The organism is Kitasatospora sp. NPDC056531 (genome assembly GCF_042794375.1).
In the GTDB taxonomy this organism is placed as follows: Bacteria; Actinomycetota; Actinomycetes; order Streptomycetales; family Streptomycetaceae; genus Kitasatospora.
The window spans coordinates 13,005-30,090 of record NZ_JBHTTU010000041.1 but is presented as its reverse complement, the minus strand read 5'-3'; the positions used below and the strand labels follow the sequence as shown (position 1 = coordinate 30,090).

Sequence of the window (17,086 nt, the reverse complement as noted above, 5' to 3'; positions counted from 1 at the left end):
GTACACGGCGGGCCCTTCGGCGTGGACCACGGCGTCAGCTCCGCTCGGGCGGCGTCGCCGGCCCCTTCGCGGGCGAGGAAACCGCGAGGAGGCCGGACCGCGGGGTGCGGTCCGGCCTCCCTGAGGCGCTCGGGCTCAGCCCTGTGCCTGATTAACCGATGAGCGAGCGCAGCACGTACTGCAGGATGCCGCCGTTGCGGTAGTAGTCCGCCTCACCGGGGGTGTCGATGCGGACGACCGCGTCGAACTCCTTCTCACCGGCCTTGACCTTGACGGTCTTGGGGGTGCGGCCCTCGTTGAGCTCGGTCACGCCGGTGATGGAGAAGGTCTCCTCGCCGGTCAGGCCGAGGGAGTCGGCGTTCTCGCCCTCCGGGAACTGCAGCGGCAGGACGCCCATGCCGATCAGGTTCGAGCGGTGGATGCGCTCGTAGGACTCGGCGATGACGGCCTTGACGCCGAGCAGCGCGGTGCCCTTGGCGGCCCAGTCGCGGGACGAGCCGGAGCCGTACTCCTTGCCGGCCAGGACGACCAGCGGGGTGCCGGCGGCCTGGTAGTTCTGCGAGGCGTCGTAGATGAACGACACCGGGCCGTCGGCCTGGGTGAAGTCGCGGGTGTAGCCGCCCTCGGTGCCCGGCGCGATCTGGTTGCGCAGACGGATGTTGGCGAAGGTGCCGCGGATCATGACCTCGTGGTTGCCGCGGCGCGAGCCGTAGGAGTTGAAGTCACGCTTCTCGACACCGTTGGCGGTCAGGTACTGCGCCGCCGGGGTGCCCGGCTTGATGTTGCCGGCCGGGGAGATGTGGTCGGTGGTGACCGAGTCGCCCAGCTTGGCCAGGACGCGGGCGTCGGCGATGTCGGTCACCGGGCTCGGGGTCTTGGCCATGCCCTCGAAGTACGGGGGCTTGCGGACGTAGGTGGACTCGGCGTCCCACTCGAAGGTGTTGCCGGTCGGGACCGGGAGCGACTGCCAGCGGTAGTCACCGGCGAAGACGTCCTGGTAGCCCTTGTCGAACATGTCCTGGTCGATGGAGCCCGCGACGGTGTCGGCGACCTCCTGCTCCGACGGCCAGATGTCGGAGAGGAAGACGTCGTTGCCGTCGGCGTCCTTGCCCAGGGCGTCCTTGGTGATGTCGACGTTCATGTTGCCGGCGAGGGCGTAGGCGACCACCAGCGGCGGGGAGGCCAGGTAGTTCATCTTGACGTCGGGGTTGATCCGGCCCTCGAAGTTGCGGTTGCCGGAGAGCACCGAGACGACCGCGAGGTCGGACTCGTTGACGGCGGCCGAGACCTCCTCGGGCAGCGGGCCCGAGTTGCCGATGCAGGTGACGCAGCCGTAGCCGACCAGGTTGAAGCCCAGCTTCTCCATGTACGGGAGCAGGCCGGCCTTCTCGTAGTAGTCCATGACGACCTTGGAGCCCGGCGCCAGGGTGGTCTTGACCCAGGGCTTGACCTGCAGGCCCCGCTCCACGGCCTTCTTCGCCAGCAGGGCGGCGCCCAGCATGACGGAGGGGTTGGAGGTGTTGGTGCAGGAGGTGATCGAGGCGATCACGACCGCGCCGTTGTCGATCTCGTAGGTCGAGCCGTCGGGGGCGGTGACGGCGGTCGGCTTCGAGGCCTCGGCGGAGTAGGTCGGCAGCGCCTCGGCGAACTTCTGGGCGGCCTCGGCCAGGATCACGCGGTCCTGCGGGCGCTTCGGGCCGGAGATCGACGGGACGACGGTGGAGACGTCCAGCTCCAGGTACTCGGAGTAGACCGGCTCGACCGACGGGTCGTGCCAGAGGCCCTGCTCCTTGGCGTACGCCTCGACCAGGGCGAGCTGCTGCTCGTCGCGGCCGGTGAGCTTGAGGTAGTTGATGGTCTCGGCGTCGATCGGGAAGATCGCGCAGGTCGAACCGAACTCCGGCGACATGTTGCCGATGGTGGCGCGGTTGGCCAGCGGGATGGCGCCGATGCCGTCGCCGTAGAACTCGACGAACTTGCCGACCACACCGTGCTTGCGCAGCATCTCGGTGATGGTGAGCACCAGGTCGGTGGCGGTGGTGCCGGCCGGCAGCTGGCCGGTCAGCTTGAAGCCGACCACGCGCGGGATCAGCATGGAGACCGGCTGGCCCAGCATCGCGGCCTCGGCCTCGATGCCGCCGACGCCCCAGCCCAGCACGCCCAGGCCGTTGACCATGGTGGTGTGCGAGTCGGTGCCGACGCAGGTGTCCGGGTAGGCCTGGCCGCCGCGGACCATGACGGTGCGGGCCAGGTGCTCGATGTTCACCTGGTGGACGATGCCGGTGCCCGGCGGGACGACCTTGAACTCGTCGAAGGCGGTCTGGCCCCAGCGCAGGAACTGGTAGCGCTCCTTGTTGCGGCCGTACTCGATCTCGACGTTCTGGGTGAAGGCGTCCTTGGTGCCGAACTTGTCGGCGATGACGGAGTGGTCGATGACCAGCTCGGCCGGGGCCAGCGGGTTGATCTTGGCCGGGTCGCCGCCCAGCTCCTTGACGGCCTCACGCATGGTGGCGAGGTCGACCACGCACGGCACACCGGTGAAGTCCTGCATGATCACGCGGGCCGGAGTGAACTGGATCTCCTGGCTCGGCTGGGCGTCGGCGTCCCAGTTGCCGAGGGCGCGGATGTGGTCGGCGGTGATGTTCGCGCCGTCCTCCGTGCGGAGCAGGTTCTCCAGCAGCACCTTGAGGCTGTAGGGCAGCCGCTCGGAACCCTCGACGGCGGAGAGCTTGAAGATCTCGTACGACTCGTCGCCCACCTGCAGCGAGCTGCGGGCGTCGAAGCTGTTCGCGGACACGACTGACTCCTTCTGGGTGCTTCGTGCTTAGTCCGGCCGTCACGCGGTGGTAAGGTCAGCCTTACTTGGGCTGACCTTGCCCGCATCGCCGGGGAGCGCCTCTCGGCAAGTATCTTGATGTCGAGATATATCGTAAGGGGCAGTTATCTCGATGTCGAGATAAACCATAGTGCATGCCGCCGCCATCACCACCGCAGGCATGCCCCGGGGTGCGACCGCGCAGGTCACCGGCCGTCCGGGCCGCGACGCTTGCGCTCCAGCCGGATCAGCCAGACCGCTCCCGCCACGACGGCGGCGGCCACCAACAGCACCACCACCAGCTCACCACCGGAGCCGCCGGTCGGCGAGGGGGCGATGTCCGCCAGCAGGGTCATCGTGCTCATTCCTTCTCCTTCTCATCCGCCTGGTCCGCGCCCAGGCCCAGGACCAGCATCAGCAGCACCGGGAACTCCAGATAGGCGTGGTAACTGGCCAGCGCCGCGTACACCGAGCGACCCTGGGCGTAATCCACGACGAACAACAGGGCCAGCAGCGCGCCCGCGCCCGCCCCCAGCGCCCAGGCCCGAGCCCCGCGCAAGGACGGCACTCGGGCTTCGAAGCGCTCCGCCGCCTCCGGCGCGTACCGCGGCAGGAACCACACCCAGACCACGTAGTGCATCGTCTGCAGGAAGGCGAACACCGCCAGGAACCGCAGACCGCCCTCCGGGCTCAGCCAGGCCGGCGGGGTGTAGGCGGCGGCCAACCTGTCCGTCCAGCCGCCGGGGCGCTGGGACAGCACTCCGTCCAACAGCCCGCTCAGCAGCAGAGCCGGAACCAGCAGCACCCAACCGAACTGCAGCGCCAGGAACGCCGCGCGCCCCCGAGCCAGCCGGCGCGACCACTCGGCCAGGAACAGCAGCGGCACCACGTTGTGCAGATGCGCCAGCACCACGAAGTGGTACGCCGGGAAGGCCAGCGAGGCGGCGCCCGCACCCGCCAGGCCGACGCCGCTCACCACCAGCAGCCGCGGCCGGCCGCGCAGGCCGTACCAGCAGGCCGCCGCCAACAGGCCGTAGGCGAGCAGGATCTCCGCCGACTGGGACAGTCGGGAGGGCGGCAGCAGGCGGCACACCACGATCCCGGTCACCAGCGCCAGCAGCAGCCGCAGCAGCGGACCGGCCAGCACCGCGGCGAAGCGGCCGGCCACGTAGCGCAGCTCCAGCACGTTGTGCAGCAGGCCGAAGGCGGCCAGACCCAGCACCGCCAGACCGGTCGGCGCGCGCAGGGCCAGCGCCAGCGCCAGGACGGCCGACAGCGCGAAGCCCGCGAACGGCGCGGCGGACAGCCGGGCCGTCGGGCCGGGCGCGGGCCAGGGGCCGACTCCGGTGCCCGCTCGGATCCCCGTGGTCGCCATGCTCCCCCTCCCCGTGGCACGATCCCCGCCGTGCGCTACCCGGTGGCCCTCGCCCTCACCCTGCTGACCGAGACACCCGTCTACACCGCCGCCCTCACCCGGATCGGGCGGGTGCGCCCGGCGCGGGCCGCCGCAGCCGGCGTGCTGGTCAACCTGGCGACGCATCCGCTGCTCTGGTGGACCCTCCGGCACTGGACCGACGGACCCGCCGCAGCGTACTGGACGGGCTTCGCGCTCAGCGAGACGTCGGTCGTCGTGGTCGAGGCACTGCTGCTGTGCCCGGTCACCGGACTGCGCCCGCGCGACCCGCTGCCCTGGATCGCCTCCCTCACCGCCAACGCGACCTCGCTGCTGGCGGGGCTGCTGCTCGGGACCTGACCGCCGACGGCCCGTAACGCGGTCTCCGGGCTCGGGCGTCTAACCGTGCGCAGAGGGCGCGCCGTGCGCAGATGGTGCGGAGCCCACCACATCACGGGGTTCGAGGGGACAGCAGTGATCAGGAAGACGCGACGGGCCGAGGAGAGCGCGGAGTTCGAGAGCTTCGCGCACAGCCGGGGGCAGCGACTCTTCCGCACCGCCGTACTGCTGTGCGGCGACTGGCACCTCGCCGAGGACCTCACCCAGGTCACCCTGGCCAAGCTCTACGCCTCCTGGTCCAAGGTCCGCCGGGCCGAGAACCAGGACGCGTACGCCCGCAGCACACTCGTCCGCTCCTACCTCTCCCACCGCCGGCTGCGCCGCACCGGCGAACGACCCGCCCTCGGCGAACTGCCGGAGGGCGTCTGCCCCGAGGGCGACCCGGCGCTGCGCGTCACCCTGCTCACCGCCCTCGCCGAACTCCCGCCCCGGGACCGGGCCGTACTCGTCCTGCGCTACTGGGAGGACCGCAGCGTCGAGGAGACCGCCGCCGAACTCGGCCTGAGCGCCGGGGCGGTGCGCAGCCAGGCCCTGCGCGCCCTCGGCCGGCTGCGCACCGCCCTCGGCCCGGACGCGGCCGAGCAGCTCACCCGCTCCTGAGTCCACCACCACCTGGTCTCTGAAAGGAACCTCACCATGAACGAGCCTGACGTGGACGGCCACAGGCTGTCCGCCACCTTCGAGCAGGCGATGCACGGTGTCGGCCCCGACCTGGGCCCGCTGATCGCCGCGGGCGCGCAGCAGGGGCGCTCGATCCGGCGCCGCCGCCGGCTGACGGTCGCCGCCGCCGTGACGGCGGTGGCCGCGCTGGCCGTCGGCGGCTCGGTCGCCCTGCGGGCGGGCGGAGGCGCTTCTGCCACTGTGGCCGCCGCCTCGGCATCACCCTCGGCTTCGCCATCGCCGTCGTCGGCCGCGGCGACTCCCGACAAGAAGGACCCCCAGCCGGTCCGGGAGTCGGACGACGGCGCCGAACAACCGCTTCCGGGCAACGGCCCCAACGCGGGCAAGGTCGGCCTGACCGGCCACGCCACACTGCTCGCCCTGTCCCGGGCGCTGCCGGCGAACGGTCGGACGTCGGGCTACGCCGGCTACTCCCAGACGGTGGGCTGGACCGGCCCCGAGCGGAAGGACGTAATGGTCCGGGCCCGTCTGACCTACGACGACGGCACCGGACCGGCCGAGGTCGGCATCGTCGTCGAGGGAGGCATCGGCGCGCAGTTCCGGCCGGGCTCCCACCCCGTGGGCCCCGGCTCCGATCCGTACATCATCGGCTACGACGACTACTTCAGCTGCGACAAGCTGAACGCGACCGGGCAGCTCCGCTCCTGCTCCGGCAGCGTCCTCCCGGACGGCAGTCACCTGGTCCTCACCGAACGGGCCGTCGGCGCCACCGTCTCCCGCAACGCCAGCCTGCTGCGGCCGGACAACACCAAGGTGACGGTCACCGCCTCCAACACGCGACTGATCACCTACCAGGGCGGGCCCGTCGTGCTCCGGGACGGGTTGCCGCTCACCCTCGACCAGTTGAAGGCCGCCGTCATGGCCACCGGCTACCAGGAATGGATCACGCCGGAGGAGGCGAAGCAGGCCGAGCAGACGATCCGGCCGTTCCACGACGACACGCCGGAACGGAACATGCCGTCCCCCCTCCCCACCGCGACGCCCGTCACGAAGCCCGCCGACCAGGGCTGAGGCCCGTCCCGGTACGGTGGCCGGTGAGTTGACGTGCGGAAACGGGCAGGGGCCGACTGATGATCGTGGTGGACGCATCCGCGCTGGTGCTGGCGCTCGCCGACCAGGGCCCGCGCGGGGCCCGGGCCCGCGCCGAACTCGCCGCCGACGGCGAGTGGTTGGCGCCCGAGCACATCGTCATCGAGGTGATGCAGTCGCTGCGCGGGCTCTACCTGGCCAAGGAGCTGACCGCCGAGCGGGTCGCCGAACTCACCGGGGAGCTCGCGGCGGTGACGATCCGCAAGGTCGAGGTGGCGCCGCTGCTCGGCCGGATCTGGGAGCTCAAGGACAACCTCACGCCGGACGACGCCGCGTACGTCGCGGTCGCCGAGCAGTACGGGGTGCCGCTGGTCACCGCCGACCTGCGGCTGATGCGGGCCAGCGGGCCGCGCTGCGAGATCCGGGGGATCCGGCGGGACGCGGACTGAGGGTGTCCTCGGCGCCAGGCGCGAGGCGGACCGGGGGTGTCCTCGGCGCTCCGGCCGCGTTAGCAGGGTGACCGTCGCCCTGCCCGTGGAAGGCCCGTCCCGATGCCCGCTCAGTTCGCCGCCGCCCTGCTGCCGCTGGCCCTGCTCGCCCCCGCCGCCTCGCCGGTCTCCGTCCTGGACGCGCACTTCGACCCGGCGACCGCCTTCGTCCCACCGGCCGCGATCAGCTACGCGGACGACCTGGTGCCGTACGGCTCGCACGCCCGGGTGGTCACCGACCGCTCGGTGCCCGGGCGGACGGTGATCACCCTGACGGTGGCCGGGCTCGCCCCCGGCCACGAGTTCCCGGTGCACCTGCACACCGGCAGCTGCGGGGCGGACCCGGCCGCCTCCGGCCCGCACTACCAGGACGTGGTCGACCCGGTGCAGCCGTCCACCGACCCGGCGTACGCCAACGCCCGCAACGAGCTGCGGCTGGTGCTGCGCACCGACGGGCGGGGCGACGGCACCGCCTCGGCCGCGGTGGACTGGCGGCCGCGGCCGGGCAAGGCTCGCTCGCTGGTACTGCACGCGGGCACCCCGGCCGGGCCGCACGCGGCGGGCGACCGGGCGGCCTGCGTCCGGCTGGAGAAGTAGCCGGTCGGCTCCCCGGGGGCAGCCGGTCCGTTCGTTCAGGAGCCCAGGGTGGCGACCAGGACCGCCTTGATGGTGTGCAGGCGGTTCTCGGCCTGGTCGAACACGATGGAGTGCGCCGACTCGAACAGCTCGTCGGTGCACTCCAGCTCGGTCATGCCGGTCACGTCGTACATCTGCCGTCCGACCACGGTGCCGAGGTCGTGGAACGCGGGCAGGCAGTGCAGGAACTTCACGTCCGGGTTGCCGGTCGCCCGGACGGTGTCCACCGACACCTGGTACGGCTTGAGCAGCTCGATCCGCTCCGCCCAGACCTCCTTGGGCTCGCCCATCGACACCCAGACGTCGGTGTAGAGGAAGTCGGCGCCGGCCACGCCCTCGGCCACGTCCTCGGTCAGGGTGATCCGCGCGCCGGTCTCCTCGGCCAGCTGCTCGGCGGCCTTCCGCACGTCCTCGGTCGGCCAGAGGGCGCGCGGGGCGACGATCCGGATGTCCATACCGAGCAGAGCGCCGGTCACCAGCAGCGAGTTGCCCATGTTGGAGCGGGCGTCGCCCAGGTAGGCGAGGGCGACCTCGGTGAGCGGCTTGGCGGTGTGCTCGGTGACGGTGAGCACGTCGGCCAGCATCTGGGTGGGGTGCCACTCGTCGGTCAGGCCGTTCCAGACCGGGACGCCGGCGTACTCGGCCAGCTCCTCGACGATCTCCTGGCCGTGGCCGCGGTACTCGATCCCGTCGAACATCCGACCCAGCACCCGGGCGGTGTCCTTCACCGACTCCTTGTGGCCGATCTGCGAGCCGGCCGGGTCCAGGTAGGTGGTGGTGGCGCCCTGGTCGTGGGCGGCGACCTCGAAGGCGCAGCGGGTGCGGGTGGAGGTCTTCTCGAAGATCAGCGCGATGTTCTTGCCGCGCAGCCGGGGCTGCTCGGTGCCCGCATACTTGGCCGCCTTGAGCCCGGCGGCGAGGTCCACCAGGAAGCGGAACTCCTGGGGCGTGAAGTCGAGCTCCTTGAGGAAGTGCCTGTTCCGGAGGTTGAAGGCCATACCGGGCTCCTGGGGTGACGGGACTACAAGGAAGGCGGCAAGTGTATACGACAGATGGAATTTCTATACAGAATGGCGGTGAACGAAGGGGGAGCCCGGAGTCGGACTCCCCCTTCACCGGCCGTACCGGAGGTCCTCGCCGCCGGCCTGCCGACCCCCGCTACAGGCGCGGATCGACCGGCTCGGACTCCAGCGCCAGCACCGCGAACACCGGCTCGTGCACCCGCCACAGCGGCTCACCGGCCGCCAGCCGGTCCAGCGCTTCCAAGCCCAACGCGTACTCGCGCAGCGCCAGCGAGCGCTTGTGGCCCAGCGAGCGCTGGCGCAGCCGGTCCAGATGCCCCGTGTAGTCCGGGCCGTAGATGATGCGCAGGTACTCCCGCCCGCGCACCTTCACACCCGGCTGCACCAGCCCGCCCGAACGGCCCTCGCCGCGCATCGTCCGCGCCACCGAGGCCAGCGGCTTGACCACCATGCCCTCACCGCCCGCGCCGGTCAGCTCCTCCCACCAGGCGGTGGCGGCGGCCATCGAGGCCTCGTCCTCGGTGTCCACCAGGACTCGGCCGGTGCGGTGCAGCATCGGCTCCTTCCCGACCGCGTTCCCGGCGTCGGCGTTTCCGGCGTCGGCGTTCCGCTCGTCGGCGTCCACCAGGCGGTCGATCCAGGCCAGGTGCTCGTCGTGCGGGCGCACCGCGAGGTTCGCCCCCTCGGCGGCCAGCAGCTGGAACGGCGCGAGCCGGATGCCCGACAGTCCCTCGGTCGGCCAGCAGTAGCGCCGGTAGGCCTCGGTGAACGCCGCCGCGTCGGCGGCGCGCCGGCGCTGGCGATCGGTCAGCTCCACGAGGTCCAGCCCGCGCCCGGCGGCCCGCTCCAGCGCGGACAGCACCTCGGGCAGGGCGGCTCCGGCCGCCGCGCCGACCGCCGCGTACTGACGGCGCAGCAGCTCCACCGCCTTCAGCGACCAGGGCATCAGCTCGGCGTCCAGCAGCAGCCAGTCCGTGCCCAACTCCTCGAACAACCCGGCGCGTTCGGCGGCCTCGCGGACCCGCCCGAGCACGGCTCCGGTCAGCTCCCCGTCGTTGAGGAAGGCCCGGCCGGTCCGGGTCCAGATCGCACCCGGCCCCGCCACCCCGAAGCGCCGCTCCAGCGCGGCGTCGTCCCGGGCGACCAGCACCACCGCGCGCGAACCCATGTGCTTCTCCTCGCAGACCAGGTGCCGGACGCCGTCCGCGCGGTAGGCGAGGAAGGCCTCCTCCGGGCGCTCCAGGTAGCCGTCCCGGCGGGAGGTCGGGCTCGGCGCCATGGTCGGCGGCAGGTAGGTGAGCAGCCTCGGGTCCAGCGCGAAGCGGCTCATCACCTCCAGCGCGGCCGCCGCGTTCTCCTCCCGGACGGCGACCCGCCCGTGCAGGCCGGTCTCCACGGTCCGGCGCCCGGCCACGTCGGCGAGGTCCAGCGGACGGCCCTCGCGGGCGCCCGGCGCGTCGGTGAGCAACGGACGCACCGGCGCGTACCACTCCTGCTCGGCCTCGACGCTCACCAGCTCGCGCTCGGGGTAGCGCAGCGCGGTCAGACTGCCGCCGAAGACGCAGCCGGTGTCCAGGCAGATGGTGTTGTTGACGAAGCTCGCGCTCGGCACCGGGGTGTGGCCGTAGACCACCAGCGCCCGGCCCCGGTACTCCTCGGCCCAGGGGTAGCGCACCGGGAGGCCGTACTCGTCCGTCTCGCCGGTGGTCTCCCCGTACAGGGCATGCGAGCGGACCCGGCCGGAGTTGCGGCCGTGGTACCTCTCCGGCAGACCGGCGTGGCAGACCACCAGGGCGCCGCCGTCCAGCAGGTAGTGGCTGACCAGGCCGCGCATGAAGGCGCGCACCTCGGCCCGGAACTCCTCGCTCTCCCCGGCCAGCTGGTCCAGCGACTCCTGGAGGCCGTACGAGACGGTGACCTTCTTGCCGTCCATCGCCCGGCCGAGCTTGTTCTCGTGGTTGCCGGGCACACAGATCGCGTGACCGGCCGCCACCATGCCCATCACCAGGCGCAACACTCCCGGGGTGTCGGGGCCACGGTCCACCAGGTCGCCGACGAAGACGGCGGTGCGGCCCGCGGGGTGGGCGGCGTCCACCGGGCGGCCCTCGGCGTCCCGGGTGAGGGTGTAGCCGAGGCGGGTGAGCAGGGTCTCCAGCTCGGAGCGGCAGCCGTGGATGTCGCCGACGATGTCGAAGGGGCCGGTGAGGTGGCACAGGTCGTTGTAGCGCTTCTCCAGCTCGATCTCGGCGGCCGCCACCTCGGCCTCACCACGCAGGATGTGCACCTTGCGGAAGCCCTCGCGCTCCAGGTCGCGCAGCGAACGGCGCAGCTCGCGGTTCTGCCGCGGGACGACGTGGGCGGCCAGCTGGCGGTCCGGGCGGGAGCGGTTGCGCTCGGCGCACACGCCGGGTGGGACGTCCAGCACGATCGCGATCGGCAGCACGTCGTGCTCGCGGGCGATCCTGACCAGCTGCTTACGGGCCTCCGGCTGGACGTTGGTGGCGTCCACGACGGTGAGGCGGCCGGCCGCGAGGCGCTTGCCGACGATGTAGTGCAGGAGGTCGAAGGCCTCGGCGGAGGCCGACTGGTCGTTCTCGTCGTCGGCGACCAGGCCGCGGCAGAAGTCGGAGGAGACCACCTGGGTGGGCAGGAAGTGGCGGCGGGCGAAGCTGGACTTGCCCGCGCCGCTGGTGCCGATCAGGACGACCAGGGAGACGTCGGTGACGGGGAGGCGGCGGGGGGTGGTGGTGCTCCCGGTTTCGTCGTCGGTCATCGGAGTCCGCCTCCTTCGGGCGTCGCGGTGGTGGTCGTCGTGGTGTTGGCGGCCGTGGTGGTGGCGGCCGTGGTGGCCGTGATGGTCCGGTCGGTGCCGGAGCCGGAGCGGAACAGGGCGAGTTGGGTCGGGGCGCCGACCTCCTCGTCCTCGGGACCGACCGGGCGCAGCTCGACCGTGTAGCCGTACGCGGCCGCGACCTTCTCGGCCCAGGCGCGGAACTCGGTGCGGGACCACTCGAAACGGTGGTCCGCGTGCCGGACGCTGCCCGCCGGGAGGCTCTCCCAGCGGACGTTGTACTCCACGTTGGGCGTGGTGACCACGACGGCCTTCGGGCGGGCGGCGCCGAACACCGTGTACTCCAGGGCGGGCAGCCGCGGCAGGTCCAGGTGTTCGATCACCTCACACAGCACCGCCGCGTCGTAGCCCTTCAGCCGGGCGTCGGTGTAGGTCAGCGCGCCCTGCGCCAGCGTCACCCGGGCCGCGTGCCGCTCGGGCAGGCGTTCCAGGCGCAGCTTGCGGTTCGCCGCCTGCAGCGCCCGCGCGGAGACGTCCACGCCGAGGATGTCGGTGAACCGGGCGTCCTTCAGCAGCTCGCCGATCAGCTCGCCCTGGCCGCAGCCGAGGTCGGCGACCCGGGCCGCGCCGGTCTCGCCGAGGGCGGCGAGGATCGCGGCGCGGCGCTGCTCGGCGAGGGAGGGCGGCCGGGGCTCCCGCCGCTCCCCGATCTCGGCCGTCTCGGCCGTCTCGGCGGTCTCGGCGGTCTCGGCGGCGTCGGCGGTCTCGGCGCTCTCCTCCTCCGGCCGGTCGTCGACCGCGTTGTCGATCTCCTCGACCTCGCGGTCGTCCGCCTCGGCCAGCCGGGCCAGCTCCAGGCGCTCCATCGCCGCCCGGGTCAGCGACCAGCGCCGGGACAGGTAGCGGCGGGCGATCAGGGCGCGCTCCGGGTGGGCGGCCAGCCAGCCCTCGCCGGCGGCGAGCAGCTTGTCCACCTCGTCCGGGGCGACCCAGTAGTGCTTGGCGCCGTCCAGCACCGGCAGCAGCACGTACAACTGCTGGAGCGCGTCGGCGAGCCGTACGGACTCCGAGGAGAGCGCGATCCGCACGTAGCGGGACTCGCCCCACTCCGGGAAGGCCTCGTCCAGCGGGATCGCCGTCGCCTCGACCCGCCAGCCCAGCGGTTCGAACAGCCGGGCCACCATGGCCGGGCCGCCGCCCTCGCCCGCGCCGTTCGCGGGCACGGCGGGCAGCTCGATCCGCAGCGGGCGGGTCTGCCCCGGCAGTTCGGGGCGGGCCGGGCAGGCGCCCTTCATCGCGGACCGGAACACCGTCCGCAGCGCCACCGCGAGCAGCGAGGACGCGGCGTACGGGCGGTCGTTGACGTACTGCGCGAGGGCGAAGTCGGGCGAGCCGCCGCGGCCTTTGCCGTTGCCCCGACCCTTGCGGACGAGGGCGATCGGGTCGATGTCCAGCAGCAGCGCCGCCGTGCAGGCCTCGTCCCCCGCCTCGGGGTAGAAGACGTGGGCCTCGCCGTGCGACGTCGTGAACCGCTGGACCTTGCCGGGATGCTTGTGCAGCAGGAACCCGAGATCCGTGGCCGGGTTCTCGGCGCTGCCGGTGGTGGAGATCGACATGAACACCCGCCGAAGTATTGCCCAGCACACGACCTCCGAGCACCGGGTTTTCCCTCCGCACGGTCCGCCGACCTGCGGCTCCGCCCGGCACGTCCGCACGGTGGGCGTGTTCGGCAGTGGGGCCCCGCATTGGTTAACGTGCACGGTGTGACTGCTGAATCCACCTCCCTTCCGAACGGCGCCGTGGCCACCGGTCTGGCCACCATCGCCGCCGACGGCACCGTCCTCGACACCTGGTTCCCCGCCCCCGTCCTGGCCGCCGAGCCCGGCCCGGCCGGCACCGTCCGCCTGACCGCCGAGCAGGCCGAGGCCGAGCTCGGCGCCGGCGCCGCCGACGCCCTGCGCGCCGACGCCCGCCGGGGCGTCGAGGTGGTCGCCGTGCGCACCACCATCGCCTCGCTGGACGAGAAGCCGCTCGACACCCACGACGTGTACCTGCGCCTGCACCTGCTCAGCCACCGCCTGGTCAAGCCGCACGGCCAGAACCTGGACGGCATCTTCGGTCTGCTCGCCAACGTCGCGTGGACCAGCATCGGCCCCGTCCCGGTGGACAAGGTCGAGCAGGCCCGCCTCGCCGTCCGCGCCCAGGGCGGCCAGCTGGCCGTCTACGGGATCGACAAGTTCCCGCGGATGACCGACTACGTCGCCCCGACCGGTGTGCGCATCGCCCACGCCGACCGCGTCCGGCTCGGCGCGCACCTGGCGTCCGGCACCACCGTGATGCACGAGGGCTTCGTCAACTTCAACGCCGGCACCCTCGGCACCTCGATGGTCGAGGGCCGGATCAGCGCGGGCGTCGTGGTCGGCGACCACAGCGACATCGGCGGCGGCGCCTCGATCATGGGCACCCTGTCCGGCGGCGGCAAGCAGGTCGTCTCGGTCGGCGAGCGCTGCCTGCTCGGCGCCAACGCGGGCATCGGCATCTCGCTGGGCAGCGACTGCGTGGTCGAGGCCGGCCTGTACGTCACCGCCGGCACCCGGGTCACCACCCCGGACGGCACGGTGGCCAAGGCCGTCGAGCTGTCCGGCCAGGACAACCTGCTGTTCCGCCGCAACTCGCAGACCGGCGCGGTCGAGGTCATCGCCCGCTCCGGCTCCTGGGGCGGTCTGAACGCGGACCTGCACGCCCACAACTGACCTTCGGGCAGTGGCCCTCGGGGTCCGGCGCCGGATGCGCCGGGCCCCTTCGGCGTTCTACGGGGTTAACGGCCGGCGCGGCCCCTGTGCGCGCGGCACCGGACACGCCCGCCGCACCGGACACGCCCGCCGCAGCCGGCGCCCGCCGAGCCCGAGCCCGGCACACCGAGCACCCGACCGCCGTCGCGCCCTACGGCCGACGGTGGCGCCCCGGTGCCTTCCGCTGCCGCGGCGCCGAGTAGGGCGGCCGCCGCACCCCGTCGCCCTCGATCCCGTGCAGGATCCGCTGGGCGGCGGCGTAGTCCTCGGCCACCGTCTCCGCCAGCCACTGGTAGCCGTCCCACCGCACGATCAGCCGCGGCTCGCCCGGCGCCACGTGAGCGCCCCGCCGTTGCTCGTCCGTGAGCCGTACGGCCATCAACTGCCCGACTGGCCGCAGCCGTTGCTCCCACTTCGCGGCCCACGACGCCAGCGGTTCGTCCTCGTCCATCGTCCCAGTCTGGCCTCCTCACCCTGTTGATCGGCACCCTCGTCACTCGACCGGGGGACGCACCGGCCCCGGCGCCCGAAGCTCTCCGCTCCCCCCCCGGTATCCACCGCGATATCCACCGCGATCCACCACGAACTATCGCGCCATCAGCGGCTCCTCAGGACGGCGAGCTGCTGGGTCGCCCTGGTCATCGCGACGTAGCGGTCGACAGCCCCCTCGACGCCCTCGCCGAACGCCTCCGGGTCGACCAGGACGACCAGGTCGAATTCGAGGCCCTTGGCAAGCTGCGGGGTGAGCGAACGGACCCTCGGCCGCTCCCGGAAGCCCGGGTCGCCGATGACGCACGCGACCCCTTCGGCGTGCTCGGCGAGCCAGGTGTCGAGCACCGCGCCCAGCTCCGCCACCGCCCCGTGCCGGACCGGGATGCCGCTGCTGCGCACCGAGATCGGCACGTTGGCGTCCGGCAGGGCCGCCCGGATGGCCGGCTCGGCCTCCGACATGACCTCCTCCGGCGTCCGGTAGTTGATGCTCAGCGAGGCCAGGGTGGCGCGGTCGAGCCCGACCCGTTCGAGCCGCTCCTGCCAGGACTCGGTGAAGCCGTGCCTGGCCTGGGCGCGGTCCCCGACGATGGTGAAGCTCCGGGACGGGCAGCGCAGCAGCAGCATCTGCCACTCCGCGTCGGTGAGTTCCTGGGCCTCGTCCACGACGATGTGCGCGAACGGGCCGGCCAGCGGCTGCGCGTCGGCGCCGGGCAGCGCGGCCTCGTCGATCAGGGTGTCCCGGAGGTCCCGGCCGCGCAGCATGGTCACCGCACCCTCGCCGTCGTCGTCGGCCTGGAGGAGGTCGCCGATCACGTCGGCCATCCGCGCCCGCTCGGCGGCCACCGAGGCCTGGTGGCGGTTCCGGCGCAGGGTGGCCTCGCGGTCCCCGAGCCGCTGGCGGGCCGCGTCCAGGAGCGGCAGGTCGGAGACCGTCCAGGCCTGCGGGGCGTGCTTGCGCTGGAGCGTGCGGACCTCCTCGGGGGCGAGGTGGGGGGCACACATCCGCAGGTAGGCGGGCACCGACCAGAGGTCGCCGACCAGGTCGGTCGCGTCGAGCAGCGGCCAGGCGCGGTTCAGCGTCTCGACCAGCTCCCGGTCCTGCCGCAGCGAGCGCCGGAACAGCTCGGGCGAGACCTCCTCCTCGTCCTGCTCCAGCTTGTCCATCAGGATCGAGGCCAGCTCGTCCCAGATCTGCTCGCGCGCCTCGTTGTGCGGGGTGCCCGGGTCCGGGGCGTCGAAGGCCTCGACCCAGTCCTCGGCGCTCAGCCAGAGGTCGGACCAGTAGGTGGTGACCGCCATCCCCTCGGTGGGCGGCTCCTCGTAGAACCGGACGGCCTTCTCGATCGCCTTCACCATGTCGACGGAGGACTTCAGCCGGGCCACCTCCGGGTCGGCCTCCGGCACCGCGCCCGCGCCCTCGGGGAGCAGGTCCCGCACGGTGCAGGTCCGCACCCCGTCCTCGCCGAGGCTGGGCAGGACGTCGGCGACGTAGGCCAGGTACGGCTGGTGCGGGCCGACGAACAGCACGCCGCCGCGCCGGTGGCCGAGGCGGGGGTCGGAGTACAGGAGGTAGGCGGAGCGGTGCAGCGCGACGACGGTCTTGCCGGTACCGGGGCCGCCGTCGACCACCAGGGCGCCGCGCGAGCCGGCCCGGATGACGGCGTCCTGGTCGGCCTGGATGGTGCCGAGCACGTCCCGCATCCGGGCCGAGCGGTTGGTGCCCAGGCTGGCGATGAAGGCGGACTGGTCATCCAGCGCGGCGTGCCCCTCCAGGCCGTCGGCGGTGAACACCTCGTCCCAGTAGTCGGCGATCCGCCCGCGGGTCCAGCGGTACCGGCGGCGGCTCACCAGACCCATCGGGTCGGCGTGGGTGGCCGCGAAGAACGGCTCGGCCGCGGGCGATCGCCAGTCGACCAGCAGCCGGCGGCCCTCGCTGTCGGTGAGCCCGAGCCGGCCGATGTACACCGGCTCCTCGTCGTCCGCGGCGACGATGCGCCCGAGGCACAGGTCCAGGCCGTAGCGGCGCAAGGCGCGCAGTCGACCGCTCAGCCGGTGGACCTCGATGTCCCGGTCCATCGCCGCCTGCCCAGCACCGCCCGGGGCCCGGCGCACCACGTCGAGCTGGTCGGACAGTTCGGCGATCGCCCGCTCCAGGCTCTCCGCGATGTCCGCGAAGTGCCGCTCGTCGCCCGCGATCAGCGCCGGGTCGGCCTTGGCGGAAAGTCGCTCGGGAAGGTCGAAAGCACTGGTGGTCAGGGGGTTCATGGCATCAGCTCCGATCTGAGGTCAGCGATTCTGCGCCATCACCGGGGCCTTGCCGCAAGACCCCCGGTGCGCTATACGTTGAGAGTGGCAAGGGGTGGGTTCTCCCCCTTTCCCTCTTCCTCCCGCCCCTTCGGCAGTCGCTCTCGACTCCTTTCGCCGTCGCTCCCGTCGCTCCCCCGTCGGCCCGGGCCCTAGCCGAGGCTGCGCCGCGGCGGCAACCCCGGCTCACCCGGGAGGCTTACGGCGTACCGGAGTTGGACCGCATCGGGTGGTCCGCGGTGAC

The 17,086-nt window shown here is 72.7% G+C and carries 14 protein-coding genes; 6 read left to right on the top strand and 8 right to left on the bottom strand.

Features of this window, described 5'->3' with window-relative positions; genetic code table 11:
* Window positions 1-151: 151 nt before the first annotated feature.
* The 3 genes from acnA to ACFQ87_RS28510 form a co-directional block, all read right to left on the bottom strand.
* Window positions 152-2,797, bottom strand: coding sequence for an aconitate hydratase AcnA (gene acnA, locus ACFQ87_RS28520; protein ID WP_380613706.1), 2,646 nt, complete (start codon window positions 2,795-2,797; stop codon window positions 152-154).
* Window positions 2,798-3,021: 224 nt separating this feature from the next.
* Entirely contained in the window at window positions 3,022-3,180 is a 159-nt protein-coding gene (locus ACFQ87_RS28515; protein WP_380613705.1) for a hypothetical protein, read from the bottom strand.
* Complete coding sequence (locus ACFQ87_RS28510) at window positions 3,177-4,190, bottom strand: hypothetical protein (RefSeq protein ID WP_380613704.1); 1,014 nt, start codon at window positions 4,188-4,190, stop codon at window positions 3,177-3,179. Before ACFQ87_RS28510 ends, ACFQ87_RS28515 begins: the two co-directional genes overlap by 4 nt.
* Before the next feature lie 30 nt (window positions 4,191-4,220).
* Between ACFQ87_RS28510 and ACFQ87_RS28505 the strand changes: the two genes are divergently transcribed.
* The 5 genes from ACFQ87_RS28505 (at window position 4,221) to ACFQ87_RS28485 (ending at window position 7,402) form a co-directional block, all read left to right on the top strand.
* Entirely contained in the window at window positions 4,221-4,568 is a 348-nt protein-coding gene (locus tag ACFQ87_RS28505; protein WP_380613703.1) for a hypothetical protein, read from the top strand.
* Between the two features lie 114 nt (window positions 4,569-4,682).
* Window positions 4,683-5,207: a SigE family RNA polymerase sigma factor gene (locus tag ACFQ87_RS28500; protein WP_380613702.1), complete on the top strand. Its 525-nt coding sequence runs from the start codon at window positions 4,683-4,685 to the stop codon at window positions 5,205-5,207.
* A 36-nt stretch (window positions 5,208-5,243) separates the two neighbouring features.
* Window positions 5,244-6,299 (top strand): hypothetical protein, encoded by a 1,056-nt coding sequence (locus tag ACFQ87_RS28495; RefSeq protein ID WP_380613701.1) that lies wholly within the window; start codon window positions 5,244-5,246, stop codon window positions 6,297-6,299.
* A 59-nt stretch (window positions 6,300-6,358) separates the two neighbouring features.
* Window positions 6,359-6,766, top strand: a complete 408-nt coding sequence (locus tag ACFQ87_RS28490; RefSeq protein ID WP_380613700.1) for a type II toxin-antitoxin system VapC family toxin — start codon at window positions 6,359-6,361, stop codon at window positions 6,764-6,766.
* A 102-nt stretch (window positions 6,767-6,868) separates the two neighbouring features.
* The gene (locus ACFQ87_RS28485; RefSeq protein ID WP_380613699.1) at window positions 6,869-7,402 is read left to right on the top strand and encodes a superoxide dismutase family protein; all 534 of its coding nucleotides are present in this window, start codon (window positions 6,869-6,871) and stop codon (window positions 7,400-7,402) included.
* Between the two features lie 35 nt (window positions 7,403-7,437).
* Here ACFQ87_RS28485 and argF read toward each other — a convergent pair whose 3' ends face one another.
* The 3 genes from argF to ACFQ87_RS28470 all read right to left on the bottom strand — a co-directional run bounded on the left by argF (window position 7,438) and on the right by ACFQ87_RS28470 (window position 12,876).
* Window positions 7,438-8,439, bottom strand: a complete 1,002-nt coding sequence (gene argF, locus ACFQ87_RS28480; protein WP_380613698.1) for an ornithine carbamoyltransferase — start codon at window positions 8,437-8,439, stop codon at window positions 7,438-7,440.
* A 160-nt stretch (window positions 8,440-8,599) separates the two neighbouring features.
* The gene (locus tag ACFQ87_RS28475) at window positions 8,600-11,236 is read right to left on the bottom strand and encodes a polynucleotide kinase-phosphatase (protein ID WP_380613697.1); all 2,637 of its coding nucleotides are present in this window, start codon (window positions 11,234-11,236) and stop codon (window positions 8,600-8,602) included.
* Entirely contained in the window at window positions 11,233-12,876 is a 1,644-nt protein-coding gene (locus ACFQ87_RS28470; protein ID WP_380613696.1) for a 3' terminal RNA ribose 2'-O-methyltransferase Hen1, read from the bottom strand. The genes ACFQ87_RS28475 and ACFQ87_RS28470 overlap by 4 nt, the downstream gene beginning before the upstream one ends.
* Window positions 12,877-13,017: 141 nt before the next feature.
* Between ACFQ87_RS28470 and dapD the strand changes: the two genes are divergently transcribed.
* Window positions 13,018-14,007: a 2,3,4,5-tetrahydropyridine-2,6-dicarboxylate N-succinyltransferase gene (dapD, locus tag ACFQ87_RS28465; RefSeq protein ID WP_380613695.1), complete on the top strand. Its 990-nt coding sequence runs from the start codon at window positions 13,018-13,020 to the stop codon at window positions 14,005-14,007.
* 190 nt (window positions 14,008-14,197) lie between these two features.
* Here dapD and ACFQ87_RS28460 read toward each other — a convergent pair whose 3' ends face one another.
* Both ACFQ87_RS28460 and helR read right to left on the bottom strand, forming a co-directional pair.
* On the bottom strand, window positions 14,198-14,497 hold the full coding sequence (locus ACFQ87_RS28460; protein ID WP_380613694.1) for a DUF6087 family protein: 300 nt from the start codon (window positions 14,495-14,497) through the stop codon (window positions 14,198-14,200).
* Window positions 14,498-14,643: 146 nt separating this feature from the next.
* Window positions 14,644-16,803, bottom strand: a complete 2,160-nt coding sequence (gene helR, locus ACFQ87_RS28455; RefSeq protein WP_380613693.1) for an RNA polymerase recycling motor ATPase HelR — start codon at window positions 16,801-16,803, stop codon at window positions 14,644-14,646.
* Window positions 16,804-17,086 lie beyond the last annotated feature (283 nt).

Excerpts from the sequence above, each read along its gene's own strand:
- ACFQ87_RS28515 (WP_380613705.1), bottom strand. The coding sequence starts at position 3,180 with ATGAGCACGATGACCCTGCTGGCGGACATCGCCCCCTCGCCGACCGGC.
- ACFQ87_RS28510 (WP_380613704.1), bottom strand. The coding sequence starts at position 4,190 with ATGGCGACCACGGGGATCCGAGCGGGCACCGGAGTCGGCCCCTGGCCC.
- ACFQ87_RS28495 (WP_380613701.1), top strand. The coding sequence starts at position 5,244 with ATGAACGAGCCTGACGTGGACGGCCACAGGCTGTCCGCCACCTTCGAG.
- ACFQ87_RS28490 (WP_380613700.1), top strand. The coding sequence starts at position 6,359 with ATGATCGTGGTGGACGCATCCGCGCTGGTGCTGGCGCTCGCCGACCAG.
- ACFQ87_RS28485 (WP_380613699.1), top strand. The coding sequence starts at position 6,869 with ATGCCCGCTCAGTTCGCCGCCGCCCTGCTGCCGCTGGCCCTGCTCGCC.
- argF (WP_380613698.1), bottom strand. The coding sequence starts at position 8,439 with ATGGCCTTCAACCTCCGGAACAGGCACTTCCTCAAGGAGCTCGACTTC.
- ACFQ87_RS28475 (WP_380613697.1), bottom strand. The coding sequence starts at position 11,236 with ATGACCGACGACGAAACCGGGAGCACCACCACCCCCCGCCGCCTCCCC.
- ACFQ87_RS28460 (WP_380613694.1), bottom strand. The coding sequence starts at position 14,497 with ATGGACGAGGACGAACCGCTGGCGTCGTGGGCCGCGAAGTGGGAGCAA.
- helR (WP_380613693.1), bottom strand. The coding sequence starts at position 16,803 with ATGAACCCCCTGACCACCAGTGCTTTCGACCTTCCCGAGCGACTTTCC.